This window comes from Rhodopirellula sp. SH410 (assembly GCF_055811895.1).
The window spans coordinates 2,770,434-2,793,419 of the sequence record NZ_CM147949.1 but is presented as its reverse complement, the minus strand read 5'-3'; the positions used below and the strand labels follow the sequence as shown (position 1 = coordinate 2,793,419).

Annotated in this window: 15 protein-coding genes; 4 read left to right on the top strand and 11 right to left on the bottom strand. The window is 56.8% G+C overall.

Features of this window, described 5'->3' with window-relative positions; translation table 11 throughout:
- Nucleotides 1–2: 2 nt before the first annotated feature.
- The 7 genes from SH410x_RS10245 to SH410x_RS10215 all read right to left on the bottom strand — a co-directional run bounded on the left by SH410x_RS10245 (nt 3) and on the right by SH410x_RS10215 (nt 10,557).
- Nucleotides 3–959: a phosphotransferase family protein gene (locus SH410x_RS10245; protein ID WP_473676410.1), complete on the bottom strand. Its 957-nt coding sequence runs from the start codon at nt 957–959 to the stop codon at nt 3–5.
- Nucleotides 956–2,815, bottom strand: coding sequence for an asparagine synthase (glutamine-hydrolyzing) (gene asnB, locus SH410x_RS10240; RefSeq protein WP_473676409.1), 1,860 nt, complete (start codon nt 2,813–2,815; stop codon nt 956–958). Before asnB ends, SH410x_RS10245 begins: the two co-directional genes overlap by 4 nt.
- A 133-nt stretch (nt 2,816–2,948) precedes the next feature.
- Entirely contained in the window at nt 2,949–4,085 is a 1,137-nt protein-coding gene (locus SH410x_RS10235; RefSeq protein ID WP_473676408.1) for an O-antigen ligase family protein, read from the bottom strand.
- Nucleotides 4,086–4,327: 242 nt separating this feature from the next.
- Entirely contained in the window at nt 4,328–5,539 is a 1,212-nt protein-coding gene (locus tag SH410x_RS10230; protein ID WP_473676407.1) for a glycosyltransferase, read from the bottom strand.
- Between the two features lie 255 nt (nt 5,540–5,794).
- Entirely contained in the window at nt 5,795–7,645 is a 1,851-nt protein-coding gene (locus SH410x_RS10225; protein ID WP_473676406.1) for an asparagine synthase-related protein, read from the bottom strand.
- Between the two features lie 7 nt (nt 7,646–7,652).
- Nucleotides 7,653–8,699, bottom strand: coding sequence for a hypothetical protein (locus SH410x_RS10220; RefSeq protein WP_473676405.1), 1,047 nt, complete (start codon nt 8,697–8,699; stop codon nt 7,653–7,655).
- A gap of 295 nt (nt 8,700–8,994) precedes the next feature.
- Nucleotides 8,995–10,557 (bottom strand): oligosaccharide flippase family protein, encoded by a 1,563-nt coding sequence (locus tag SH410x_RS10215; RefSeq protein ID WP_473676404.1) that lies wholly within the window; start codon nt 10,555–10,557, stop codon nt 8,995–8,997.
- A 232-nt stretch (nt 10,558–10,789) separates the two neighbouring features.
- On the opposite strand from SH410x_RS10215, the gene SH410x_RS10210 reads away from it, so the two are divergent.
- On the top strand, nt 10,790–10,972 hold the full coding sequence (locus SH410x_RS10210) for a hypothetical protein (RefSeq protein WP_473676403.1): 183 nt from the start codon (nt 10,790–10,792) through the stop codon (nt 10,970–10,972).
- Nucleotides 10,973–11,459: 487 nt separating this feature from the next.
- Here SH410x_RS10210 and SH410x_RS10205 read toward each other — a convergent pair whose 3' ends face one another.
- From SH410x_RS10205 to SH410x_RS10195, 3 genes are all read right to left on the bottom strand, one after another.
- Nucleotides 11,460–12,446 carry an XrtA system polysaccharide deacetylase gene (locus SH410x_RS10205; protein WP_473676402.1) on the bottom strand — a complete coding sequence of 329 codons (987 nt, stop codon included), beginning with the start codon at nt 12,444–12,446 and terminating at the stop codon, nt 11,460–11,462.
- Nucleotides 12,447–12,652: 206 nt separating this feature from the next.
- Nucleotides 12,653–13,579, bottom strand: coding sequence for a sugar transferase (locus SH410x_RS10200; protein WP_473676401.1), 927 nt, complete (start codon nt 13,577–13,579; stop codon nt 12,653–12,655).
- A gap of 213 nt (nt 13,580–13,792) precedes the next feature.
- Nucleotides 13,793–14,476 (bottom strand): exosortase-associated EpsI family protein, encoded by a 684-nt coding sequence (locus tag SH410x_RS10195; protein WP_473676400.1) that lies wholly within the window; start codon nt 14,474–14,476, stop codon nt 13,793–13,795.
- 1,257 nt (nt 14,477–15,733) lie between these two features.
- On the opposite strand from SH410x_RS10195, the gene SH410x_RS10190 reads away from it, so the two are divergent.
- The 3 genes from SH410x_RS10190 to SH410x_RS10180 are packed head-to-tail and all read left to right on the top strand — an operon-like array spanning nt 15,734 to nt 21,811.
- Nucleotides 15,734–16,552, top strand: coding sequence for a TetR/AcrR family transcriptional regulator (locus SH410x_RS10190; RefSeq protein ID WP_473676399.1), 819 nt, complete (start codon nt 15,734–15,736; stop codon nt 16,550–16,552).
- On the top strand, nt 16,542–18,566 hold the full coding sequence (locus SH410x_RS10185; RefSeq protein ID WP_473676398.1) for an HlyD family secretion protein: 2,025 nt from the start codon (nt 16,542–16,544) through the stop codon (nt 18,564–18,566). Before SH410x_RS10190 ends, SH410x_RS10185 begins: the two co-directional genes overlap by 11 nt.
- Nucleotides 18,566–21,811 (top strand): efflux RND transporter permease subunit, encoded by a 3,246-nt coding sequence (locus tag SH410x_RS10180; RefSeq protein ID WP_473676397.1) that lies wholly within the window; start codon nt 18,566–18,568, stop codon nt 21,809–21,811. The genes SH410x_RS10185 and SH410x_RS10180 overlap by 1 nt, the downstream gene beginning before the upstream one ends.
- On the opposite strand, the gene SH410x_RS10175 is transcribed toward SH410x_RS10180, so the two are convergent.
- On the bottom strand, nt 21,788–22,555 hold the full coding sequence (locus SH410x_RS10175; protein WP_473676396.1) for a pyridoxine 5'-phosphate synthase: 768 nt from the start codon (nt 22,553–22,555) through the stop codon (nt 21,788–21,790). The two genes, SH410x_RS10180 and SH410x_RS10175, sit on opposite strands and share 24 nt — an antisense overlap.
- Nucleotides 22,556–22,986: the final 431 nt, after the last annotated feature.

Sequence of the window (22,986 nt, the reverse complement as noted above, 5' to 3'; positions counted from 1 at the left end):
ATTCAGGACTTCAGTTCTCGAAGAAGTTTGTGACGAATGGCCGTCATCAGCCACTTGCAGTGCAGTGATTCTTTGATGCCGGGTTTCTTTGGTTTGGCGTACGTCAGCAGACGCAGCACGTACATACGAATTAGCAGTGCCTTGTAGAGGGGCGTCTCAGTGAGATTCGGCCGTCCATATCCCGCGATGAATGCGTTTTGCCACTGTGCCCAGGGCCGTCGCAACCAAGGGCGGTAAAGACGACACATTTCTAAACGATGAAGAAAATAGACGACATCCAACAACGGACTACCGGGCGCGGTCATTTGATAATCGATCGGCGTCACATGGTATCCATCGGTGATGATATTACCGGGCGAGTAGTCGTTGTGACACATGACCAGCCCCAAATCACTTTCGCTAATTTGCTTTTGAAGATTTTGTACGGTGCCGAGAACTAAATCCCACTGGGAATCGGAGATACCTCGATACCCACGCTGCATCAATTCGTTGATCCGAATACGCAAGTAGTCGCTAGCATCGCTAGGATTTTTTTCTCCAATGGGTCGACAATCCGCGTCGGTGATCGCAAGCGTCTGGAATGTTTTCAGCCACCGTCCCGATTGGTAAAAAACATTCAAAAGTGTGCGTTTCTGAATGGCGTGGTATCCAACGGTCCATTGAGTCAACGTCGATCCAGGGACTTCTACGGTCACGATCGTCCCGTGTTCAGGGTCAGCGTTGAGTACTTCCATCTTTCCGAGTCGGCGATGCCAATCGGTCCGCTCTGAGATACGGCTGAGCGTACGCATTTCAAATTTGACTCTATCCGCAATAACCTCGGCGGTGGCATCCCATTCGTCCGTTTGATATTGCTTCACGTACACCCATCGCCCATTTCGAAATTCACGTTGTACGTGGTTGGTGCTTGGAAACACTCGCTCGTCAATCTGGTGCGTCAAGTCTTTGGTATGTGTCACGAAAGTTGTCCAGGTTTTGACTGGTTTTTCCACCGGTAGAAAACGAGGATGCGCCACAGTGCCGAGGACCAATCTCGCTTCTGAGCGTAATGCTCATCCGCCATTCGCCGGAGCATCCCCTCGCGAAAGTATTCGCTGACGAACTTACGGTCGCAAATGGCCTCTTCGAGCGATGCCCTCAGGTCAGTTCGTAGCCAGTGACTCAGGGGTATCGAAAAGCCGTGTTTTCGCTGTGTGGTCACCGCCGCAGGCAAATCGTCAGCAAATGCCGCTTTCAAAATGTGCTTCGTCTCGCGGCCTTGAATCTTCCACTGAGTTGGCAAACGGGCGGCTAGCTCAACAATTCGGTAATCGAGAAATGGAGCCCGAACCTCCAGCGAGTTTGCCATCGACATGCGGTCCACCTTGGTAAGGATGTCGTCGGGTAAGTACCAGGTTAAATCAAATTGCGAATACGGTGTGAGTGGGTCCTCGCTCATCGCACCCGAAGACGGTTCGTCAACGTCTTCGCTTAGGGATGCGTCGACGCGAGAGAGAAAATCGTCACAGCAAGTTTCCTGAACTTCCAACTCCGTCATCCCACCACGAAATGCCTCCATGTTGGACATCCCAAACGCCCTGAGAGCACGACGACCTCTCGCTGTCCTCGGCATCGCGGAATAGGCAGCTCGGCATGCGGGCGAAAGTAGCATCCGGGCTCGTGCCAGTTCCCGCCTGGCGAGGATCCGCCGATAGGATCGATAGCCGCCAAAGCTCTCATCACCGCCGTCGCCAGCCAAAGCTACCGTCACGTGCTCGCGGGTCAGCTTTGAGACGCAGTAGGTTGGGATCGAGGATGAGTCGCCAAACGGCTCGTCAAATTGCGCCGTGATCGCATCGAGCATCGACAGAAGCGTCTCGGGGTCGACCGTAAACTCATGGTGTTCGGTTTGAAACCGCTTCGCAACGGCGCGTGCGAATTCCCGTTCGCTGTGCTCTTGATGGTCGAAATCGATAAAAAACGTCTTCACCGGACGCGATGACTGCTCAGCCATCTTCGCCACAACAATACTCGAATCGAGCCCTCCACTTAAAAATGCACCGATCGGAACGTCGCTGATCATGCGGATGCCGACCGCGTCGTCAAAGAGATGCCGCAGTTCGTCAACCGCGTCCGACTTGGATCCCTGGAAGACGGATGTAGGAGTCGGTGACCAATACCGTGTGACATCGGTTTGCGTTTTGGTGGCCACCAGCATGCTGCCCGGTGGCAACTTACGGACTGACGCATAAACACTCCGGGGCGCCGGGATATACCCCAGAACAAAATAATTGTAGACCGCTTGCGCGTCGAGTTCGGTCGAGGTTTGCCCGGCAGCTAAAATGGCTTTGATCTCGGATCCAAACCTCAGCGACTGTTTCTCTTCGCTGTAATAGAGTGGCTTGACACCGAGTCGGTCGCGAACGAGGACGAGACGCTGTTCCTTTACATCCCAGATGGCAATCGCGAACATACCGTTGATTTCATGGACGAAATCGAGGCCATACTGCTCGTAGGCATGCAGGATCACTTCCGTGTCACTGTCGGTCTCAAATCGATGCCCGAGCGTGCGTAGCCGCTCTCGCAGCGTCAGGAAATTATAAATCTCGCCGTTTTGAACCACCACGACCGATCGATCGTCACTGAAGAACGGTTGGCTGCCGCCTTCGATATCGATGATGCTGAGCCGGCGCATGCCCAGACCTATCGGTCCTTCGACGTGCACGCCCATTTCGTCGGGACCTCGGTGCACGATACTCGCGCACATCCGATCCACCTGCGCAGCATCGACGCGATCGTTTTCTCGGAGATGAAAAATGCCACAGATACCGCACATATTTTGCTAAGCTACTCGATCGTAATTGATGGAAGGCATTGGATTAGTTTTAGAGCCAAGCGGCGATTCGATGTCGTCTTTCGGTCCGCAAAAGCAACGATCCCGGCAGCTTTTGCAGACTGAACGCCCGATCTTAACAACCGGGCGTGGGCATCGGAAATGCCGAGTTTTCAGCATTTGCCGAGGGTTCAACGCAATCCGAGTCGGTGCTCGGGATGCCTAGGAATACGCCATCCTCCACAGGACCAGCAACAACTCGCACATGCGCCGTGGCAAACGCCAGCAGCCAATAGCCCCATTCATTATCGATAAAGTCACCGAACATTGCAGAAACTAAGAAGGCTACAATCCCTGATACCAGGGCAACCCCGGTCAACGCATCTTGATGGTGATTTTCTAGAACGGATCGGCGGATCGACTGAACCAGCATGACGATTGCCGTTCCAAAAAATGAAAGTCGAAGAATCAACCCCTGGATTCCCCAGTCGCAGGCCTCATTGATATAACCATTGTGGACCGAACGCGCTTCGTAATCAGTACCAGTAATTTGCTCAATGTAGCCCATCCCATAGACAGAATGAAAGCCAGCACCGCCAGCGCCTACCGGATGATCGGCCAACATTCGGAGACCGGCTTTCCAATAGTCGAGCCGAGATGCGGCCGACGCATCCCGCTCGTCACCTTCCGCAAACGTCGACTGAAATCGTTCGATGATCGCCGCGTCACCAATCAGCATGAACGCAGCAAACGCACCAAGACCGATGCCAACAATCGCTTTCCGCCGCAATCGACCCGACGCCGCTGCTAAGAAAGTAAAGGCAGAGGCGATCGCCGCCAAAAAGCCTCCGCGGCTGTTGCAAAGAATAATCACATTCAGCGTCAACGGCGCAGTGCAAAACGCCATTGCCTTGGTGAAATTCTTGCCACCAAGGAGGAAACTGGCGTAAAACGGTAGCGTGGAAACCAAGAGTGAAGCGAGCTCGTTAGCCTGCCGTGCTCCCGGCGCTCCCACCCCCTCAAGCCGTCCTCCGATAATTTTGCCACGCTCGTTGATGGTCGCTTCGTACCCAATATAGGCTGCGCCTAAGAGCACCACCATCATTACGAGCTGCATGTCTTGCCGGCTCTGAATCGAGGCATCGATGAGAAAAAACAAGAGCACGAACTTTGCCAACAGCGTATAAACCTCCATGCTGACCTCCGCGTTACCAGCCAGCGCCACATGCACCGCCGTTGCGTTGACCAGAATCAGAATGGCGATGAGCCGCATGCGTCGCACGAGGGGAGGAGTTTCGACAGGCACCTTCGGCGAAGTCATTTTCGTGATGACCACCGAGATCAGCAAAATGAGTCCACCGTAAAGACTCCAACGAAAACCCGCCACCGGCGCCCCCCACCACCAAAAGGGAGGGCATGCGTAAAACGTTAGCATGTAAGCGGCCACACCCCAGACTGGACGCCGCAGTGACAGCACCGTCACCGCAGAAAACGCAGCCAACCAGATCAGCAGCATCATCGACATGGACGATGTTGCCCCTGAGTCATCAGCTCATCATAAAATGACTGATAGTCGTCAATCATTCTCTGAAACGCATATTGCTCTTGATAATTCTGGACCGAATTGCGGCCCAACTCGCTGCGATGCGACGGGTTCATGATGAGCTCGTGCAGCGCGACCGCCATTTGGGCGGCTGATCCAGAATCGAATACGATCCCGCACTTCGGCGGTCCGTCCGCCAACAAACCATTATCGCCGACATCTGTCACGACCAAAGGCAGACCGACCGACATCGCCTCAACGATCGACTGGCTCATACCTTCACTCAGGCTGGTATTGACGTAAATATCCATCGCCGCGAGCCAGCGACCAATGTCGTTCTGCTTGCCGGCAAAATGAACACGGTCAACGACATGCCAGGTCACTGCCCGATCCTGGAGGGACGATAGCTCCCCACCGTCACCGACCAATACGAGATGAGCCGTAGGGGTCACTCGCAACAGGGAAATCGCTTCGATCGCTAATTCAAACGCCTTGACTGAATTCAGCCTCCCGATGCTGCCTATCAGGGTCGTGCGATCGTCAATCCCCAGTTCGGCACGCACTGCAGCACGCACCGTCACGCCATCTTCCATATGGAGCGACTCCACACCATTCGGAATAACCCGAATTCTCGCGGCGGGATAACCGCAGCGTGCCTCGACTCGTCCTCCCACCGAGACGGCATTGGAGATTACCGCGTCGGCCCGGTTCATGGCCCAGCGCATTGCACGGCCACGTAAGTATTGCCGGAACCCTTTGCCCACGATGGATCCTCCCACCGTGCCACGCTCGGCATGCACATGAATGGGCACATTAGCTTTGCGCCGGGCAAGTGTTGACTCGATGAGCGTACCCCAATTATGGGAATGAACCAGATCGATCGACCTCGCCGACAAGGCATCTGCGAGACGCCGAACGACACCAAAGTCATTCCCGGATTTTTTACCCAGCGTTACGACAGGAGTGGACGCATCGTCGATCCAACTCGCTGCGGCCCCTTCATTACTGAGGCAAATCACAACGGGTTCAAACCGCTCCCGATCGAGGCCATTAACGAGCCTAGCAATCGAACGCTCCAAGCCACCCATGGAAAAGCTATTGACGACGTACGCGACATTGATCTTATGACACGCTTGATCCGTTCCCGATGTCGGTATCGTGCTCCTGTGCGGATCTCCTGTCATCGAACGTTCTCTCAAACTTCTCTAAAACTCAGCCATGTCGGCGATAGTCGCCATTTCGTGGTAGTCACCATGGCTAAGCAAATCCCGATACCAATAATTCGCTGAACCCACGTCGCAGTGTCTCTCGGAGACACCTAAATTCACGAGCCTTGAAGTGACTCGCTCCATATGGGGTTCCCTCGAAGCTTATCTGCCGATGTGCTTGGCGTCTAAACGGCCCATACCACCAACTCTACTATTCGACATTGTCGAATGCTAAACAATTGCCCGCGTATCCTGTCCGCCATCACTAAGCGGTGCGTAAGGGATACTTCGCAGGATCTTAGCTGCATCCTCTGGAAAACTCGCACAGCGATCCTTCAAGTACATATCTTCAAAGCGGGCAAGTGCCGCGACATTGAGTAACTTACTCGTGTAGTCCCGTCGTCCACTAAAGTGGCCTTCCACCATGGAGCCGACGACCGCAGCATCGAATACTCCGGGCAGAAAATCACTACTGCTCACCTTGTCTAGTAAATACGTGCGCAACTCAGGGTCGTCCGCGACATCTCTGCGTGAATCTTTATGGGAAACCCGCTTTCGCCAACGAGAGCCTCGAAGCAGTTTTTCGTTGACGCGGTCAAAGACGCCAACCGCCAAACTCCCCGACATCCGGCGTCCCGTTTCTTGATTAGGAACGTCCGCGATTTTGGGATTCAGGGTGAGACATGCTTTCTTCTGATAGAGTTGCTCGAATCTCGCCCTTAGAGGGACGCGGAAATAGAAATCCAGCAGATCACTATCTAAGAAAAAGTGAACAGCATTGAAGTAGTAGCCATTGACACCGACCGTGTTGAAGCTGAGCCGCGATTCTCGGTTAAAATAGAACCAGCTTAAAAATCGATCCGCGAAGTGCCCGCCCTTCGTGTTTCGAAAACCGTCGAAAAATTCGCTCTTTAGTTTGGCACCGTGCTCGCTTTCAAAATCTGCGGATAGCAATGCTGGAGCGAGATGTGAGCTCCCCAAGCGATTCAGCGCGATCGCAATTTTACGATCGTCACTGATCGGGTAGAACGCATAGGGCGGGATGAAAGCGGACGACAGCAGTGGAAAGGTTGAACCATGGGAATAGTTCTGCACACCGTTTTCAATTAGAAACGGATGCAATTGAGTTGACGTCAATGGCTTGATTGGCGAATGGGCTTCATTGAGCCAGACTAACAGCGAAAGGTGCTCAGAATACTTATAGACACCTCCCTCTCTAGCGTACTGATGGTTTGGTAAACCCAGTCTCGCGGCCATCTCACCGCCATACTCCAAATCCGCTGAACCGGGTATGCCGTACGTAACCGTTTCAGGATGGAAGCCCGCTCGCTCCGCAGCGGCCGCGATCAAGCGACTGTCACGTCCCCCGGATAAAAAGACAGTCACATCCTTGTAGTACTCAAAGCGAATTCGCGTCGCTTCGATCATTTTCTCATTGAATTCAGAGGCGATTCCATCAGGATTCTTATCGATAAAATTCCCGAAGACCGGTCTCCAATAGGAGCTGAGCGACAGCCTGCTAGCGGAAGCCACGGCGATGCTTCCCAACGGCAGTCGCTTGATTCCGCTCACCAACGTCTCGTCACCAAAGACGTAATTAAACGACAGGAATTTATAAAGGCTGAGCGAATTGAGCGATGGCCCCTGCGACGAAGTCCGAACGATTGACCGGATGTTGGACGAAAGAATGCATTCGTTCTCTAATTGCTGGTAGAAAAAGTTATGCAATGACGCTTTGCAGTTGACCACCGTCACGACATGTTTCGAACGATCGTAAATGACAACATTAAAGTTCCCGTTCAGCGATCTAACAAAACCACTACCATGCTGCTGGTACCGTTCAAGCAACTCAGGCAATCCAGTCACATTGATAACGTCGCCTTGAACGACCACGACATACTCATCCGTGACGTAGAGTTTTTTCCGAGGCGAACGCGTGAGCGAAACAATGCAAATATTGTCGTCAACGAATGACTCCACTCGTTGGTCGACATTGGGCAAGGAATTTGCATCTACCAGCAAATCAAGCTTCTCACGAAGTTTCGCTTCACCGAGATTCGATAGGTACGCGGCAATTGGCATGGCTGAGCTAGTTTTCCGACGAGTAGTACGGAGTGGCATCTAAGATGCTAAAAATGGCGTTTCCATATTCACTGGGGACCTGCCATTGGTCGATTGGGGCGAGCGTGTCGGGACAAAGCTGAACAACACGAGCAAACCGCTGCGATTCCGAGGTGCCCCGCTTTGCGGTCAAACCGACGAATAATTTTCCTTCGACACGAGCGAGACCACGGACAAAGCCATCGCAGGTATCGATCGGCAGCACTTTTTCCACGATTCGTTCGCCGAGCGTATTCGTGCCCGGATTGAAATCGTAAGCGATCACCCGGCGATTTTTGCAATCAGTGATGTAGAACCGGTCACCACAAATGGTTCCGTCGTGCGGCCGACCGAGATCCTCGGCGAGCACCTTCTTGGTCTTCAGGCTGACGATCTGCCCACTACTAAACAGCGAAACCCATACGTCATCGCCGACGCATTCAGCGTGGTTAGGATGCAGATAATGAGGCCGAAAATCCGTGTACCGCAAATCCTTCCCACTCTGGCGGTAAATCGATGACCGTGCGAGCTTCATCACATTGCGAAACGGAGCTCGCTTGTTGAGATAAGAGTAGTAGAAATAGGACCCACGGAATCTCGCCCAAGATCGCTTCAAGTCCTGCATCATGAGCTTGAAAACGTAGCGAGGCTGACGACCAAAGTCCCGTACGAGGTCATGCGTCTTGACGAGATTCCAATCCAGGTCGAACTCTTCGAGCGTATCAAGACCTGAATTGCAAACCCAAATTCGATCTTCCGAAACCGCGATATCGTGAGCGTCGTTTAGAAATTCAAAGCTGCGGTGTGACCTCAACCGCAGCGGTGCGGGATCCAACTCCAACAGCTCAACTTCCGTGGAAACGAACAAACGGCCCTCATGCCACGTCGCCCCCGCAAATCCTTTGTGAGTCTCATCATAGTAGCGGTGCTCATACCGAAACGAGTCGACGATCTCACGCTTGCCCCAGTCGAACACCACAATGTCGCCATGGGCTGCGTAGTCGAGACCGGGAGCCAATGTTAAAAGCAGCTTCATAAGGATGGATGGTTGTTCAGATATGCAAATGCGGCTGTGACGCTTCCAGGGATCGCGTGCATTAGCTGCCGATGATTCGAAAGGTGCTTACTACGATCAAAACACCCACTGCCTGGTGCGAACCCCATAGGATCAAAAACGACTGAGCAATCCGCAGCACTGATCAGACAGGCCACGTATTGTCGTCGCTCCACGACTTCAAAACAATCCGGCGCCCTGTTCACGCCAAGGGCGCGTCTTGAATACCGTACGCTCGACGCGACGCCATGCGGCGGATTCGCACTGGGAGCTGATGTCATTGCAGTTTGGCGGTTTCTTTGCTACGGGACCCACGCACGTAACTCGCCAGCTTGCCACCGGCTGCAGCAGCGATAGCTGCCCTCCGTGTTTCGGCAGGAAGGCAGATAAGAAAGATCGACACCAGGGCAACCACCATCACAACGCCCATTTGTGCGATCACTTTCCAGATCCCATCGGAGGGCAGGGTCGTGGCAAGCAAGACTGCGACAGTCGCTGCCGGCAGGCTCGATAGAAACGCCGGAACGATGCATCGTTTCAATAATTCGAATCCAGAAATACCGGTAACCTTTAGTAGGTACCAACCCTGGACGACGCCGCTGAAGGTGAGCGTCGTGATGAGCAGGGCGACCGACATGCCAACCATCCCATAGAAATAGGTCAGTGGGATTGAAATCGCCAGAACCGACACTGCTTCGGCAATGGTCATCATCGCAGCAAAACGGACTTGCCCCAGCCCCTGGAGGATTTGCAGCATACTGCTGCCTGGCAGGCTCGCTACCAACGCGAAAATCAAAATACAGAACATGAGATAGCTGCGTTGTGCAAACTCCTCACTTATCCAGTTGCCAACAAACTGGTACCCGAATGCCCAAATGACGATCACGAACGCAAACGCCAGCGCGAGCAAGATACAAAGCACCTGCTCGGTCAATTCAGCAAGCTTGGCCGAACGCTTCTCCGCCTGAAGTTGGCTAGCCGTCGGCATGGCGGCTTGGCCGATGGGCTTGCCCAGTACGAGGAATTTCCCCGCTAGCGTCTGGGCAACCGAAAAATACGCTACCGCGGCTGGGCCGACAATAATGCCGCCAATGATCACTCCCGAATTACGGGAGAGCTGCTGGGCTGAGTTAGCAACCACCGTCAACAGGCCAAACCCCAGCATCATGTTTCGCGTTTCGCTATCCGCGTCGCGAAATGAAAACTTCGGCAGTTTCAGCAACCGCACAGAGATACGCCATGTCAGCATTTCAATGACGAGCCCAGTTAAAAAAATCGCCACCGCCATCTCCGCGAGCCCGCCGCCGTTGCGAATGATCAGCACAATGCACACCGCAGTGGATACCTGCGCCGCAATGGCAAGCGAATTGGTGATGTCAAAACGTTTGTGGCCGATGAGGAGGGCGCGATAGGTCGATCCCATCAACTGCATGGCAACACGTGCACCGATCAGAAACACAACGATGCGGACCGTGCCAGGAGCGATGCCGCCCGTCTTAAACAGTAACGGGAAGAACCAGGCAAATATCAATGCAATGACAACGAGCGCCGACGACAATCGAAGGTAAGTGCGAACTGTTGTGGCAATGATACGACGGACCGTATCACGATCCCCCAGCGCCTCGTACTGAGCAACATATTTTGCGGTTGCTTTGCCCAGCCCGAGATCGGCCAAACCGTAGTATCCGGTAAGCGCCATCACAATGGACCAGATCCCATAGCGGGCATCCCCCAGTCCATGAATGACGATTGGCGTGGTAACGAACGTGACCGCCAGCCCAATAAAGTGGGCAATCCAGCCGACGGCGACACCGCGAATGATCGTTGTTTTTGTTGACATTATTTAGCCGGATCGATGCGGCGAGTACTTCATCGCCAGCGGTGGCGATTAGACATCGCGGCGGCCTATCTCTCACCAGACGCTCGTCTAACCGCCGTAGTTTCAGCGGCGCCCGCCCAAACGCGCGGACTTCGTCCGCTTGGGTGACAGCTTGGTGCTGAAACCAATGTGGAGTTGAATGGGCTATGTCGGCGTTATCTTCGGAGCAGGTTGCACCGGAGGAAGCAACGCCTTGATTGATTTGTTCTGTTGGGATCGCGTCAACGCGATCCGCCTACGCCCTGGCGAGCGTCGCTACATTGGTCGGATTGCGCCCGAACGCTCCGCGGTCGCCCATTCCGACCGCGGAGCGTTCGGCCACTTACTTTCCGCTCGTTCCTGTGCCTATCTTAGCGGTGCCCAGGGTGGGCGGTAGGTAAGGCGGAGGAGGATAGGAGAAATCATTGTAGATAAATTGTTAAAATGTATGGATCGCGGGTGTTTGTTTTGTAGGTTTCGTTGTCGGGTGGCGGGAAATTGTTTTCGGTGGCAACGTCGATGCTCCGGCGAGCGTCGCTAAGGGACGAACGGGAAACGACTGCCTGAGATTGTGGCCGAACGCTCCGCGGTCGACCATTCCGACCGCGGAGCGTTCGGCCACTTATTTCCCGCTCGTTCCTAAGCTCCTGTGCAGAAGTTTTCGCATGGAATTAGCCGATCGGCGCTAGCCCCGGTTACCGCGTGAAACGCGGAGCGTTTCGAGAACCGGGGCTAACGCCCGATCGGCTAATCTCGGGGGCCTATCTCAGAACTCATGCGCATGTGCTTACGATCGTGGAAACGGGAGGGAGTGGCCAGGCTCTGGCGAGCGTAGCTACGAGCGTGGAACCTGGGGGCGATTGCATTGGTCGGTCCCTCATCCCCTAACTCATCTCCGGTGAAGCGGTGGTGAGGGGCGGTTGAATCGCTTTTCGTTCACGCAAAGGCGAGGCACTTTGAATCGCGGCTTGCATGGTTCCGAAGGGGTGCGACTGAAGCAACTGACGGAGCTTGGCTTCGGTGCGGGCGAGACCCACGTAATGGCGAAAACGCGATTTGGCGCCGATGCCGTTGATGCGTGGTTGTTGCGGGTCGATTTCCCAGGGGTGGGTGTAGAACATCGCGGGCCGGGCGGCGGTCTCGATACTTGCGATCGCCGCGGAGGTGAGCCGGCGGGGGATGAGGCGAAAGTAGCCGCCGCCGATGGGGACGGTGACGCCGGAAACCTTCGATGCGGTCGGCGGGAATTCCTGCAGGTCACCGTGCGGCGTACTGATCGTGTGGATCTCTTTCTTAGCACCGGGCATGCCGTACCGGTCGTGGCCGGAGATAGGAAAAATGCTGCTGTCGGTCGTAAAGCCTTGCTCGACGAGAATATCCAACGCCCAAAGTGATCGCTCGACAATCGAAAAACTGGGGGCGCGGTACGCGGTCGTTCGTACGCCACACGCGTTGTAGATCGCGTCGACCGACGCGGTGATGTCGGCGGCAAATTGCTCGGGCGTCAGCTCATAAACCAGCCGGTGCCAGTACCCGTGCGAGGCGATCTCATGGCCGGCCTCGGCGATCCGACGCACCAGTGCCGGGAACCGCTCAGCAACCCAGCCGAGGATGAAGAACGTGCCGCGGACAGAACACTGGTCGAATAGCGATAGCATTCGATCCGTGCTGGCTTCCACCCGACTCTCGTGCTTGTCCCAGTCTTTTCTAGAAACACGATGCTCGAACGCGGACACTTGGTAATAGTCCTCAACATCGACACTCATCGCATGGCAGATCGGATCACTGGCAACCGTATTGAGTGTTAGCAAGTCGCTGGCGTCCGAAGGGGTAGTGGCATGGGCCGCCCGCCGGCGTGGGGTCGATATCACAGGGCGGCGGGTGTTTTGATTGATTGAGCCGAGCCGCGTGAGCGGCCGGGTGGTGTGTGGTAAACGATGCCTGACGGCATTCGGGTTAACAGGGGGATCACGATGTGCGGGGTGGGTGCAGTGCGTGGTTCCGGATGTTTTGCGGCATTCGGATTGAGGGGGGGGGGACGTGGTTCCCGATGTTTTGCGGCATTCGGATTAAGGGGTTAGCGAGGATGATTCGGGAACGTGAGTCGCGAACCTTCGTCGCCAGGGGTGGCTACTGAGTAGGCGACCGCAGACTGCAGGGGGTTGTGCGTGTTCGACGGCACGTCGGAGCGAACGAAGGGCCGGGCCTGCCTGATCGATGGTGAATACTCCAAACCACAGGTCAGACAGACGTCTTTGGTGAGGTATGTCCGATCCAAAAACATCAAACGCGTCACGATGTGGCCTTTCAAACCGACCATTCTCAGTGCGGTCGCGGCGATCATGCGGATATCAAACCAGAGATTCGCATTCTCAATATAATGCAAATCCAAAATCTGCTTGCGGCGCACATCGTCAATGCTCTCGTCGGGTGGCAAGTTGATCTGGGCGAGTCCCGTCACACCTGGCTTGACGGCCGTGCGGGCGTAGTAGCCCTTAATTTGCTTGGCGAGGTCCTCGCAAATGAGTGGTCGCTCCGGACGCGGACCGACCAGGGACATGTCGCCTCGACAAACGTTGTAGAGCTGAGGCAGTTCGTCGAGATGCAACTTCCGCAACACCCGACCGACGAGGTTGACACGCGAGTCACCCTTGACCGCCCACTGCGGCTGGCCTGGCTTCTCGGCGTTCTGAACCATCGAGCGAAGCTTGAAGATATCAAATGTCTGGCCGTTCAGGCCAACCCGCTCCTGCTTGTAAAACCCCGGGCCCTGCGAGGTCGCTCGCACGACCAAGTACAAGGCGATGATGACAGGCGAGAAAAGCACGAGCAGTAAACCACCGACGCACCGATCGAACCAATACTTTCGCTCAAAGAACACTTGGCGATCCAGAACCTCAGACTCTTCAACGCTGTGAGACGCGTCAATGCGAGTCGGGTACACGGATGCGGAAAGTGCCCCGGCCTCGCAGCCTGAATGCTGCAGCGCAACACTACGGCGCATGCTGTGATTCCTCTGCGACGTAGACTGCCCTCCATGAGCGGCCTGGTGAGTTGGATCTGTCGCTGCGTCCATCGAATTGTCATGCATAAAGAATATCCTCTCTCTAGTACTTTTCGGGGGGTCACCAACATGCTAACATGGGTGGTGACGGTGACAAGGGGATGCCCCTGCCAAATAATAAAAATATTTGCTGCCGTCAGAACGCGATGGGGGTCAATATGAACCCATCAGCGGGTGGGTTGCAGGAAGAAAGGCGTCGATAAAATCTTCGACAGGCCTGTTTTTTTCATCGCCAAGGGGTCCGGCGACTTGAATTTTGTAGAGATTCTCGGTCAGCCAGAAGCGGGGCTGGTCACGAGCCTCCCACGGGCCACCGTCGCTCCAGCCGTACCACACGTCGAGGCTGGGATCGGGTGACGGATCCCTCGAGAATTGCACCGACCAGAGCGTGTCTTCTTTGCCGGCCTGGCCAATTCGTTCCGTTTCGCGCTCGCCGACTTGCCGGGTGCCCACTGAGGTGTAGCAGATTTCGGGGGTATGCACCGCAATCGGCCCGCGGGGGCCAAACAGTACGGCGACGTTCACCACAGCACCGGTTTTCTCGTTTTTATACAAGCGGACAGTGGAACCGAAGCAACGCAGCAACCCAGCCGCCCCCGCATCCAGTTCCGAAGTCTCCGTTAATCGCCAGTCGCCGACTTGATCCGGCAGGTCAGCAAGTTTGCTACCCACCGCGTGAAGATCTTCGCTGGCGCTCCAGCGCCCGTCGAGATATCCGTGCACGACACCCGCAAACACGGTGCACGACACCAGTATCGCGGTCGCGGCGATGCGTAATGAGCCGCGAGGCGGCCCTGAGGGTTGGCGGTCTTCCGGTGACTCGGTCAATGAACTCATCTCAGCGGTTTGGGAGGCGCAACCGATGGCCAGTGGGGAAAGGGTGCCTTCGGTCTGACCACTTGAACGAGGATCGTAGGCAGTTGTCACCATCGTATCTTGCGACTTTCTTGTTGCGGAAACTTCCCAGCCCTTACAAACCAACTGGGGGGACGATAATTCACCCAAACCGCTGAATTTTACTCAAGAACAGGACACGTCCAACGGCTTCGCGGCGGGCTTTAGCACGTTACAACCATTGGTCTGCCGAGCCGTCGACGCCAGCGTGGGCGGGTTCCCTGTCCGGGGCGGATTCTGCTATCTGGGATGGCGTTTTTGTTCCGCGGGAAGCGAAAACGACACACACCTTGCCCCTCGCCGCCATCGCGGACTCGTTGCTTGAACGAACCGAAGCGAGCGGGCGGACGGGCGCCGTGTGTGCACCAATCCCATACGGCCTTAGGGTCGAAATTGATGGTCGAAATTCAATTAAATCGCAGAACGAGCCAGCGAGGGTTTGATGAGCCGAGCCGCGTGAGCGGCCGGGTGGCTGTTTTTTCGCCTGGGGCTGATGCGGCGTGAGGTGGCCGGTGGTGTGTGGCACCCGATGCCTTACGGCATTCGGCTCAATGGGGTGGGTCTTGATTTGACCACGAAATACACGAATGACACGAATAGACCACCGCTGAATTCTCGTGTCATTCGTGTCATTCGTGTCATTCGTGGTTCAAAATTCCCGCTGAATCCACGGTCCGCTCGCATGTCTCTGGCACTGAACCGTCCTGTGGTACCCGATGCCTTACGGCATTCGGCTCAATTTTGGGGGGCGAAGTTGTTGGGGTGGGGTTTGTGAGCCGACGTCGCGTGAGCGGCCGGGTGGCTGTTTTTCCGGGGGCCGATATCGGGTGAGCGGGCTGGTGGTGTGTGTCACCCGATGCCTTACGGCATTCGGTTCAATGGGGTGGGTCTTGCATTTAACCACGAAATAGACCAGCACTGAGTTTTCGTGTCATTCGTGTCATTCGTGGTTCAAAATTCCCGCTGAATCCACGGTCCGCTCGCATGTCTCTGGCACTGAACCGCACTGTGGCACCCGATGCCTGGCGGCATTCGGCTCATGATTAAAACAATTGTTTTAAACAGGTGTTTTACTTTTTGCAGGCTTCAGTCATGATGGCGACGACTTCTCCTCCGTCTGGCGACGGCGGTTGTGAAAGATCGACGGCAGCTGCGTTCGCCAGAGCGTGGCGGCACTCCTTTTCCTGAGTTTTTATTTTGATGTCCAGTTCAGCTGATCCCAAGTCGATCCCGCCCCCAGGGCTGGCGCCGTCGGCGGACGGGGGTGATGAGGCCGGCGAACCGGCAGATCGCTTGATCGCCGCGGCCGTGCCGGTCTTCGCTCAGCGGGGGTTCGACCGGGCGACGGTGCGTGAGATTGCGAAGGAAGCGGGTGTGAACGTGGCCGCTGTCAGCTATTATTTTGGCGACAAGATGGGTCTGTACCGGGCCGTCATTGACGACATTCGGGAAACACGCCAGCGAGAGTTTCCGGCCCCTGCGATCGGCGACGCACCGCCGCAGGAAACGCTCCGACGAATCGTCCTGACACTGCTCTCACGCATGCTCGCTGGCGACGAGCGTGGTTTCGAAGCGATGCTGATGATGCGTGAGATGCAGGCCCCCACCGCAGTCCTCGAGGTACTGGTGCAAGAGTACTTCAAGCCGATCCTCGATGCCTTGTACCAGACGATTGAACATTTGATACAGCCCTTGCGGGAAGGCGCCTCGAACACGCCCGTTCTCGGCAGCGGCCCAACCGCATTCGACGACACGCTCGTCACACAGATCGCGTTGGGTGTCGTCGGCCAGTGCCTGCATTATCGCATTGGGGGGCCGGTGCTCGAGCAAATGATTGCACCGGAGACGTTGGCGAAGCATTATGACCCGGAGTCCTTATGCCGGCACATCACCGCATCGACCCTCGCTGTCTGTGGGCGTTCTGACATCCTCCAGGAACTTGATCGCCTGGAAAACCCTTCTTCCTCAACAAATGATCGACGAATCTACCTCGAAAGCAACGGTCGTCATGAGCATTGAATCAACACAACTCAAACCAAGCGGTAAACCGGTTGAGAACCCGTACAGCGAGGACGTGAAGTCGCGGTCTGCGGCCGATCGAGCGTCCCATCCGCCTACTTCCGCGGACGCCGATCACCAGGGCGGTGACGGATCGGCGGGGGCGCTGTCGGGCGCCGCGGACGGGGATCCGGCCACTGAACTGCCGGTTCATCCCAGCCAGAATCTACCGAAATGGATGCTGTTCAATCTCCTCCTGCCCGTGCTGCTGTTGGCTGCCGCCGGCACATTAGTGTGGTATCTCGGCAATGTGGAATCGCCGGCCCGGCCACCGATCGATGACACGCCCGTGGGGCGTCTGTTTGCTCTGCCGGCGGTTGATGTGGTGCCCGTCCGATCGCTCGCGAGCACGGGCGAGAAGCTGCATCTGAGCGCCGATGGTACGGTGGTGCCCTATCGCGAGGCGAGTCTGGCGACGGAGGTTGCCGGCCGAATCGTCGAGAAGTCACCGTTGTGCGAAGCGGGAAAATACGTGACCAAGGGACACGTATTGATGAAAATCGACCCCACCGACTATGACCTCGAGGTCAAACGGTTGCAGCGTCAGCAGCAGCAGGCGTACGAGTCGCTCGGCGAAGTCGATCAGGAGATCATCAACACGAACCGTTCGATCGAATTAGCGAGGGCGGATATCGCACTGCAGCAGCGGGAGGTTCAACGGCGGGAGGCGCTGCCGAAGCAATACGCTAGCCAGGGGGAACTCGATGAAGCGCGAAGGGCGGTACTCACCGCTGAACAACAATTGCTGCTCTATCAGAACCAGATCGACCTCGCCAAGAAAAAACGCACCCGCTTGGAGTCCTCCGAGCGGCTGGCCGCGTTGCAGCTCGATGCGGCCAAGATCAATCTGCAGCGGACCGAGATCATCGCTCCGATGGACGGCGTCATCGTCAGCGAGCAGGCGGAAATCAATACGTTTGTGTCCCGAGGCAGTCCTGTCGTGACGATGGAGGACACCTCGAAAGTCGAGGTCGCGTCCAAACTGCGGGTCGACCAACTGTACTGGGTACTCAATCAAAAAGGGGCCCATCGCGATGCGAAACGAAACGCCGCTGATGCTCTGGCCCCGCTACAGGAACCGGCCCCGAATCAGGATCGCGGCTACCAATTGCCTCCCACGCCCGTGTTGGTGCGGTATATCGTGTCCGGCCGTGAGGGCCTCGTCTATCAGTGGAAGGGCAAGCTGAGTGGCTACGACGGGATCGGATTGGATGAGCGGACCCGGACGGTTCCGGTGCGGATCGTGGTCGATCAACCGCAAGCGTTCCAGGTCATCCGTGACGGCAAAGTCCTCAACTCCCAAGACAATCCCGGTGACGTGGCGGGACCGACGACACTCGTTCGCGGCATGTTTGTGTCGTTGAGGTTGGAGCTCGACCCGGCTGTGGAGCTGGTCGTGTTGCCGAGCGAGGCCCTCAAGCCCGGCAACCGGGTTTGGCAGTTCGTCGCCGACCCCAGTGTGCTGGAGACCTCGCTATTACCGGCCGATGAAACAACGAGCAAGCAGGCGGCTGAGACGCCCACCGACGGCGAAATGCCCACCGACGGCGAAATGGCTGCCGACGTGACCGAGGAACCTGTTCAAGATCAAGGTGCAGTCGATCGCCCAGCATCATCCGCCCCGGATTCCATGGATCCGATGGCGGGTTTCGATCCGAGTTCCTGGGTGGCGGGCGAGTTGCGGGTTCTGCGTGGGATCCGACCGGTCGATGAATTCGTCCCTACCGCCGAATTCAGTGCTGGGGAGGACGTTGCCGTCGGAGATGAGAATGAACCGGATGCGGGGAAAGTTTGGATCTGTGAGGTTGCCGACACGGGGCTGCACGATGGGGCCTTTGTGGTCGTCTCACCGATGGGCAGCATCCGCACGGACGCCTTCCCCGTGCGGGCTCCCGCCGACGCGGTCGCCACTGCCGACGCGGTCGCAAGTGCGGACGCGGTCGCAAGTGCCGACAGCATGGAGGCCAATAAATAATGAAACGCTTAATTGGCTGGGCGATTCACAACGCGCCCGGAATGAACGTTGTGATGTTGGCGTTGATCGTGATCGGTGCGGCTTCGTTTTGGTCGATGCGGCGTGAGGTGTTCCCCGAATTCGAGCTTGAGGTGGTGATGATCAAGGTTCCCTATCCGGGAGCCACACCGCAGGATACCGAAGAGGCGATTTGTCAAAAAATCGAAGAGGCGATTCGTTCGATCAACGGCATCAAGAAGGTGACATCGATTGCGATGGAGGGCAGCGGCTATGTGCTGGCGGAACTTCGCAGCGACGTCGATGACGTGCAGAAGGTGATGGCGGAGATTGATCGTGAGGTCGACCGGATCCCCAGTTTCCCTGATCTGGCGGAAGACGCGAGCGTTGAGCAGATCACGTTTCGCGAAACGGCCATCCGGGTCGGCATCATCGGACCGGAGGATCGGACCCATTATGGGGAACTCGCTCTGCGCGAGGTGGCCGAGCGAATTCGTTCAGAAATGTTGTTGCTGCCCAGCGTGACCGTCGCGGAGCTGATGGGGACGCGTCCTTATCAGATCGATGTTGAAATTCCCGAGGAGACGCTGCGTTCCTATGGGCTGACCCTGGACCAGGTCGCCGCCATCATCCGCTCCCGCAATATCGAGTTGCCCGGCGGCCAGTTGAAATCGAGTGGCCAAGAGATCCTGTTGCGTGCGAAGAACAAAGGCCGCATCGGTTCGGAGATCGAAAAACTGCCCTTGATCACGCAGCCCGGTGGCGTGGTGTTGACGGTGGCGGACCTCGGTGTCGTTCGCGACGAGTTTGAGGACGTTACCGCGACGGGCGAGATCAACGGCGAGCCTGCGATGGTCGTCAATGTGCAGCGTACCAAGAGCGAGGATTTGCTGGCGTTGGTCGATGATGTGCGTGAGTACGCTGCGACCGCGGATCTGCCGCCGGGGTACCGTCTGGTGCTGTGGGGCGATACGAGTGTGGACGTCCGCGACCGGATCTCGTTGTTGATGCGCAATGGCGCCCAAGGGCTGACGCTCGTATTTCTCGTGTTAGCGTTTTTCCTGGAAGTACGTCTAGCGTTCTGGGTCGCCCTGGGGATCCCCATCTCGATCATGGGGGCCGGTGCGGCGCTGGTCTACGGCGGCCAAACTCTGAACATGTTGTCACTGTTCTCGTTCTTGATCGCGTTGGGGATTGTGGTCGATGATGCGATCGTGATCGGCGAGAACATTTACGCGCACCGTCAGATGGGCAAGTCGTTGATGGATGCAGCCGTCGATGGTGCGACGGAGGTGTTACCGAGTGTGGCGGCCTCGATCGCAACGACGGTGCTGGCGTTCGCCCCGATGTTTTTCGTATCGGGAGTGATGGGCAAGTTCATGGCCGTGATCCCGTTCGCGGTGATCGCGATGCTGGTGATCTCGTTGTGGGAGAGCACGTTTGTGCTGCCCTGCCACCTGGCTCATTCCCACAACGGGTTCTTTCGATTTCTGGGGATCATCGCCTATCCGCTACGCCCCTTCACGCTGCTGCTGTTCTGGTGCAACCGACACGCCAGTGACGCGATGGAGTGGTTTGCCAAGAATATCTACGTGCCCACGTTGCATTTCTGCTTGCGGAACCCCGTGCTACCGATCGCCGTTGCCGTCGGCATGTTAGTCGGCACCTTCGGGATGGTTCGGGGCGGCATCGTCAAGAGCGTGTTGTTCCCCAAGACCGACAACAACTATTTGCAGGCGACGGTGGTGTTCCCCAATGGGACGCCTGCGTCGGCGACCAACCGCGCGACGCGGAGGATGGAAGAGGCGTTGGCCCGGGTCAACGATGAGATTGCCGCCCAGCGGTCTGCGACGGAGAAACGCCCTCTCGAGGAGATCTATCCGGTCGACGAAGGCACCTACCTGGGCCCCGTGCGATTAGCCTATCGCGAGGTCGGTACGATTACCAACACGCAGGGTCCGATGGGCGGGCAGGGGGGCTCGGGCAGCAATTCCGGACAGATTTTCGCGGAGTTGCATGGTCCGGAAATCCGTAATATTGGCAGCGAAGAGCTGATCAATCGCTGGCGGCACGAAGTCGGCGAGATTCCCGGCATCGAGAAGATCACCTTCGGCAGCGTGGGCACAGGCCCCGGCGGCAAACCGATCGAGTTCAAGTTACTGGCCACGAGTGATCACGTTGACGAACTTCTCGCCGCCACCGAGACGATGAAGGACCGGGTCGCGAAGTTTGCCGGCGTGTACGATATCTCCGATGACAACACGCCCGGCAAGTGGGAGTTTCAATTCCGCGTCAAAGACAGTGCCCTGTCGACCGGGGTCACGCCCACGGACCTGGGGCTGACCGTCCGCAACACGTACTACGGCGCCGAAGTCATGCGACTGCAGCGTGGGCGGCACGAGGTCAAGCTGATGGTTCGTTATCCGCAAGAGCAGCGAGCGTCGCTGGTGAACTTTCGCGAGATACAGGTCAGCGACAAGTCCGGCATCCTGCGGCCGATCGGTGAACTCGCCGAGATTGATTTGCAGCGTGGTTTCTCGGAGATCAACCGCGTCGACCAGCAGCGTAGCATCATGATCTCAGCGGATTTGGACGAGACCACTGCCAACGCGGATCTGATCATCAACGAGCTGAAGAAGGATTATCTGCCTGAGTTCGCACGCATGTACCCCAACGTGTCGATCCGGTGGGAGGGGCAGCAGGAGCAGAGCCGTGAGTCGGTGGGTAGCCTGATCGTCGGCTTCGCGGTCGCGATTTTATGCATGTTCGTGCTACTGGTGCTGCAATTCCGCAGCTATGCCCAACCGCTGTTGATCCTGGCGATTGTGCCCTTCGGCATGATCGGTGCCGTGTGGGGACACGGGCTGCTGGGGTTGCCGTTGACGCTCTTCAGCATGTTCGGCCTCGTCGCACTGGCGGGCGTGGTGGTGAACGATTCGATCGTCCTGATCGACTTCATCAACTCCCGCGTGCGGGCGGGCGAATCTCCCTTGGAGTCGCTCCTGCAGGCCGGTGAGCGTCGCTTCCGCCCGATCATGTTGACCAGTCTGACGACGATTGCCGGCCTGTTACCGCTGCTCTTTGAGAAATCATTCCAGGCACAGCTGCTCATTCCGATGGCGGCGAGCTTGGCCTTTGGTTTGATGCTCTCGACGGTGTTGGTGCTGCTGCTGGTCCCGGTACTCTACTTGTTGTACCTGTTGATGCTGCAATCGTTCGGGATTTCATTTGTGGAGGTGCAGGAGTGAGACGCTGTCGAGCAATCGACGCATCTCAGCAACGGCTTCCTTCATGCCCACCATCACGGCGCGGCTGACGACACTGTGCCCGATATTGAGTTCTCGCATGCCTTCGATGGCTGCGACGGGGCGAACGTTGGCATACGTCAGTCCATGGCCGGCATGCAGCCGCATGCCCTGGGAGGTGACTTGATGACCAACAGTGCAGAGTCGTTCGAGTTCGATCATCGTTTGATCGCGGGAGGACAGATCGCATCGGTCCGCGGCAACCGCGTATGGGCCCGTGTGCAGCTCGACGGCATCGACGCCGAGCGCGGCGGCAGCTTCGATCTGCGCGGGATCGGGGTCCAGGAACAGGCTGGTTTGGATGCCGGTATCGGCAATTCGCTTGACCGCATCGCGAATCCGGCCGCGATCACCCGCCACATCCAATCCGCCTTCGGTGGTGACCTCTTCGCGGCTCTCTGGAACGAGCAGTGCCCAGTCCGGTTTTAAGCGGCAGCAGATCGCGAGCACTTCGTCAGCACAGGCGAGTTCAAAGTTTGTGCGGACGCGGACGGTCTGCATGAACAGCTCCACATCACGATCTTGGATGTGCCGGCGGTCTTCGCGCAAGTGAAACGTGATGCCATCGGCACCGCCTTGTTCGGCGAGCGCCGCGGCCACAATGGGGTCTGGCTCGGTCGTGCGGCGTGCCTGGCGGACGGTGGCGACGTGGTCGACGTTGATGCCGAGATCGATGAAGTGGGGCATGCGCGGGGAAGGGTGAAAAAGAGTCGTGGGGGGCAAATTTCAGTTTTTCAATTTACCAGTGCCCATTGCGAAGGGGCAGTGGGACGACCGCAAAACAATTCCCATACCGTGAAAGCTGAAAAAGAGGGGCCCGCCCTCGCCCGTTCATTCAGCCGAATTTCGCCCCGCGACATTGAGCCGAATGCCGTGAGGCATCGGGTGCCACAGTGCGGTTCAGTGCCAGAGACATGCGAGCGGACCGTGGATCCAGCGTGGATTTTGGACCACGAATGACACGAATGACACGAAAATTCAGCGGTGGTCTATTCGTGTCATTCGTGTATTTCGTGGTCAAATCAAGACCCGCAAAATTAAACCGAATGCCGTGAGGCATCGGGTGCCACAGAACGGTTCAGTGCCAGAGACATGCGAGCGGACCGTGTATCCAGCGT

Bases quoted from the DNA above. Each gene is read 5' to 3' on its own strand.
- SH410x_RS10220 (WP_473676405.1), bottom strand. From the start codon at position 8,699: ATGAAGCTGCTTTTAACATTGGCTCCCGGTCTCGACTACGCAGCCCAT.
- SH410x_RS10190 (WP_473676399.1), top strand. From the start codon at position 15,734: ATGTCCAGTTCAGCTGATCCCAAGTCGATCCCGCCCCCAGGGCTGGCG.
- SH410x_RS10185 (WP_473676398.1), top strand. From the start codon at position 16,542: ATGAGCATTGAATCAACACAACTCAAACCAAGCGGTAAACCGGTTGAG.
- asnB (WP_473676409.1), bottom strand. From the start codon at position 2,815: ATGTGCGGTATCTGTGGCATTTTTCATCTCCGAGAAAACGATCGCGTC.
- SH410x_RS10235 (WP_473676408.1), bottom strand. From the start codon at position 4,085: ATGCGGCTCATCGCCATTCTGATTCTGGTCAACGCAACGGCGGTGCAT.
- SH410x_RS10175 (WP_473676396.1), bottom strand. From the start codon at position 22,555: ATGCCCCACTTCATCGATCTCGGCATCAACGTCGACCACGTCGCCACC.
- SH410x_RS10180 (WP_473676397.1), top strand. From the start codon at position 18,566: ATGAAACGCTTAATTGGCTGGGCGATTCACAACGCGCCCGGAATGAAC.
- SH410x_RS10200 (WP_473676401.1), bottom strand. From the start codon at position 13,579: ATGCGCCGTAGTGTTGCGCTGCAGCATTCAGGCTGCGAGGCCGGGGCA.
- SH410x_RS10230 (WP_473676407.1), bottom strand. From the start codon at position 5,539: ATGACAGGAGATCCGCACAGGAGCACGATACCGACATCGGGAACGGAT.
- SH410x_RS10195 (WP_473676400.1), bottom strand. From the start codon at position 14,476: ATGAGTTCATTGACCGAGTCACCGGAAGACCGCCAACCCTCAGGGCCG.
- SH410x_RS10215 (WP_473676404.1), bottom strand. From the start codon at position 10,557: ATGTCAACAAAAACAACGATCATTCGCGGTGTCGCCGTCGGCTGGATT.
- SH410x_RS10225 (WP_473676406.1), bottom strand. From the start codon at position 7,645: ATGCCAATTGCCGCGTACCTATCGAATCTCGGTGAAGCGAAACTTCGT.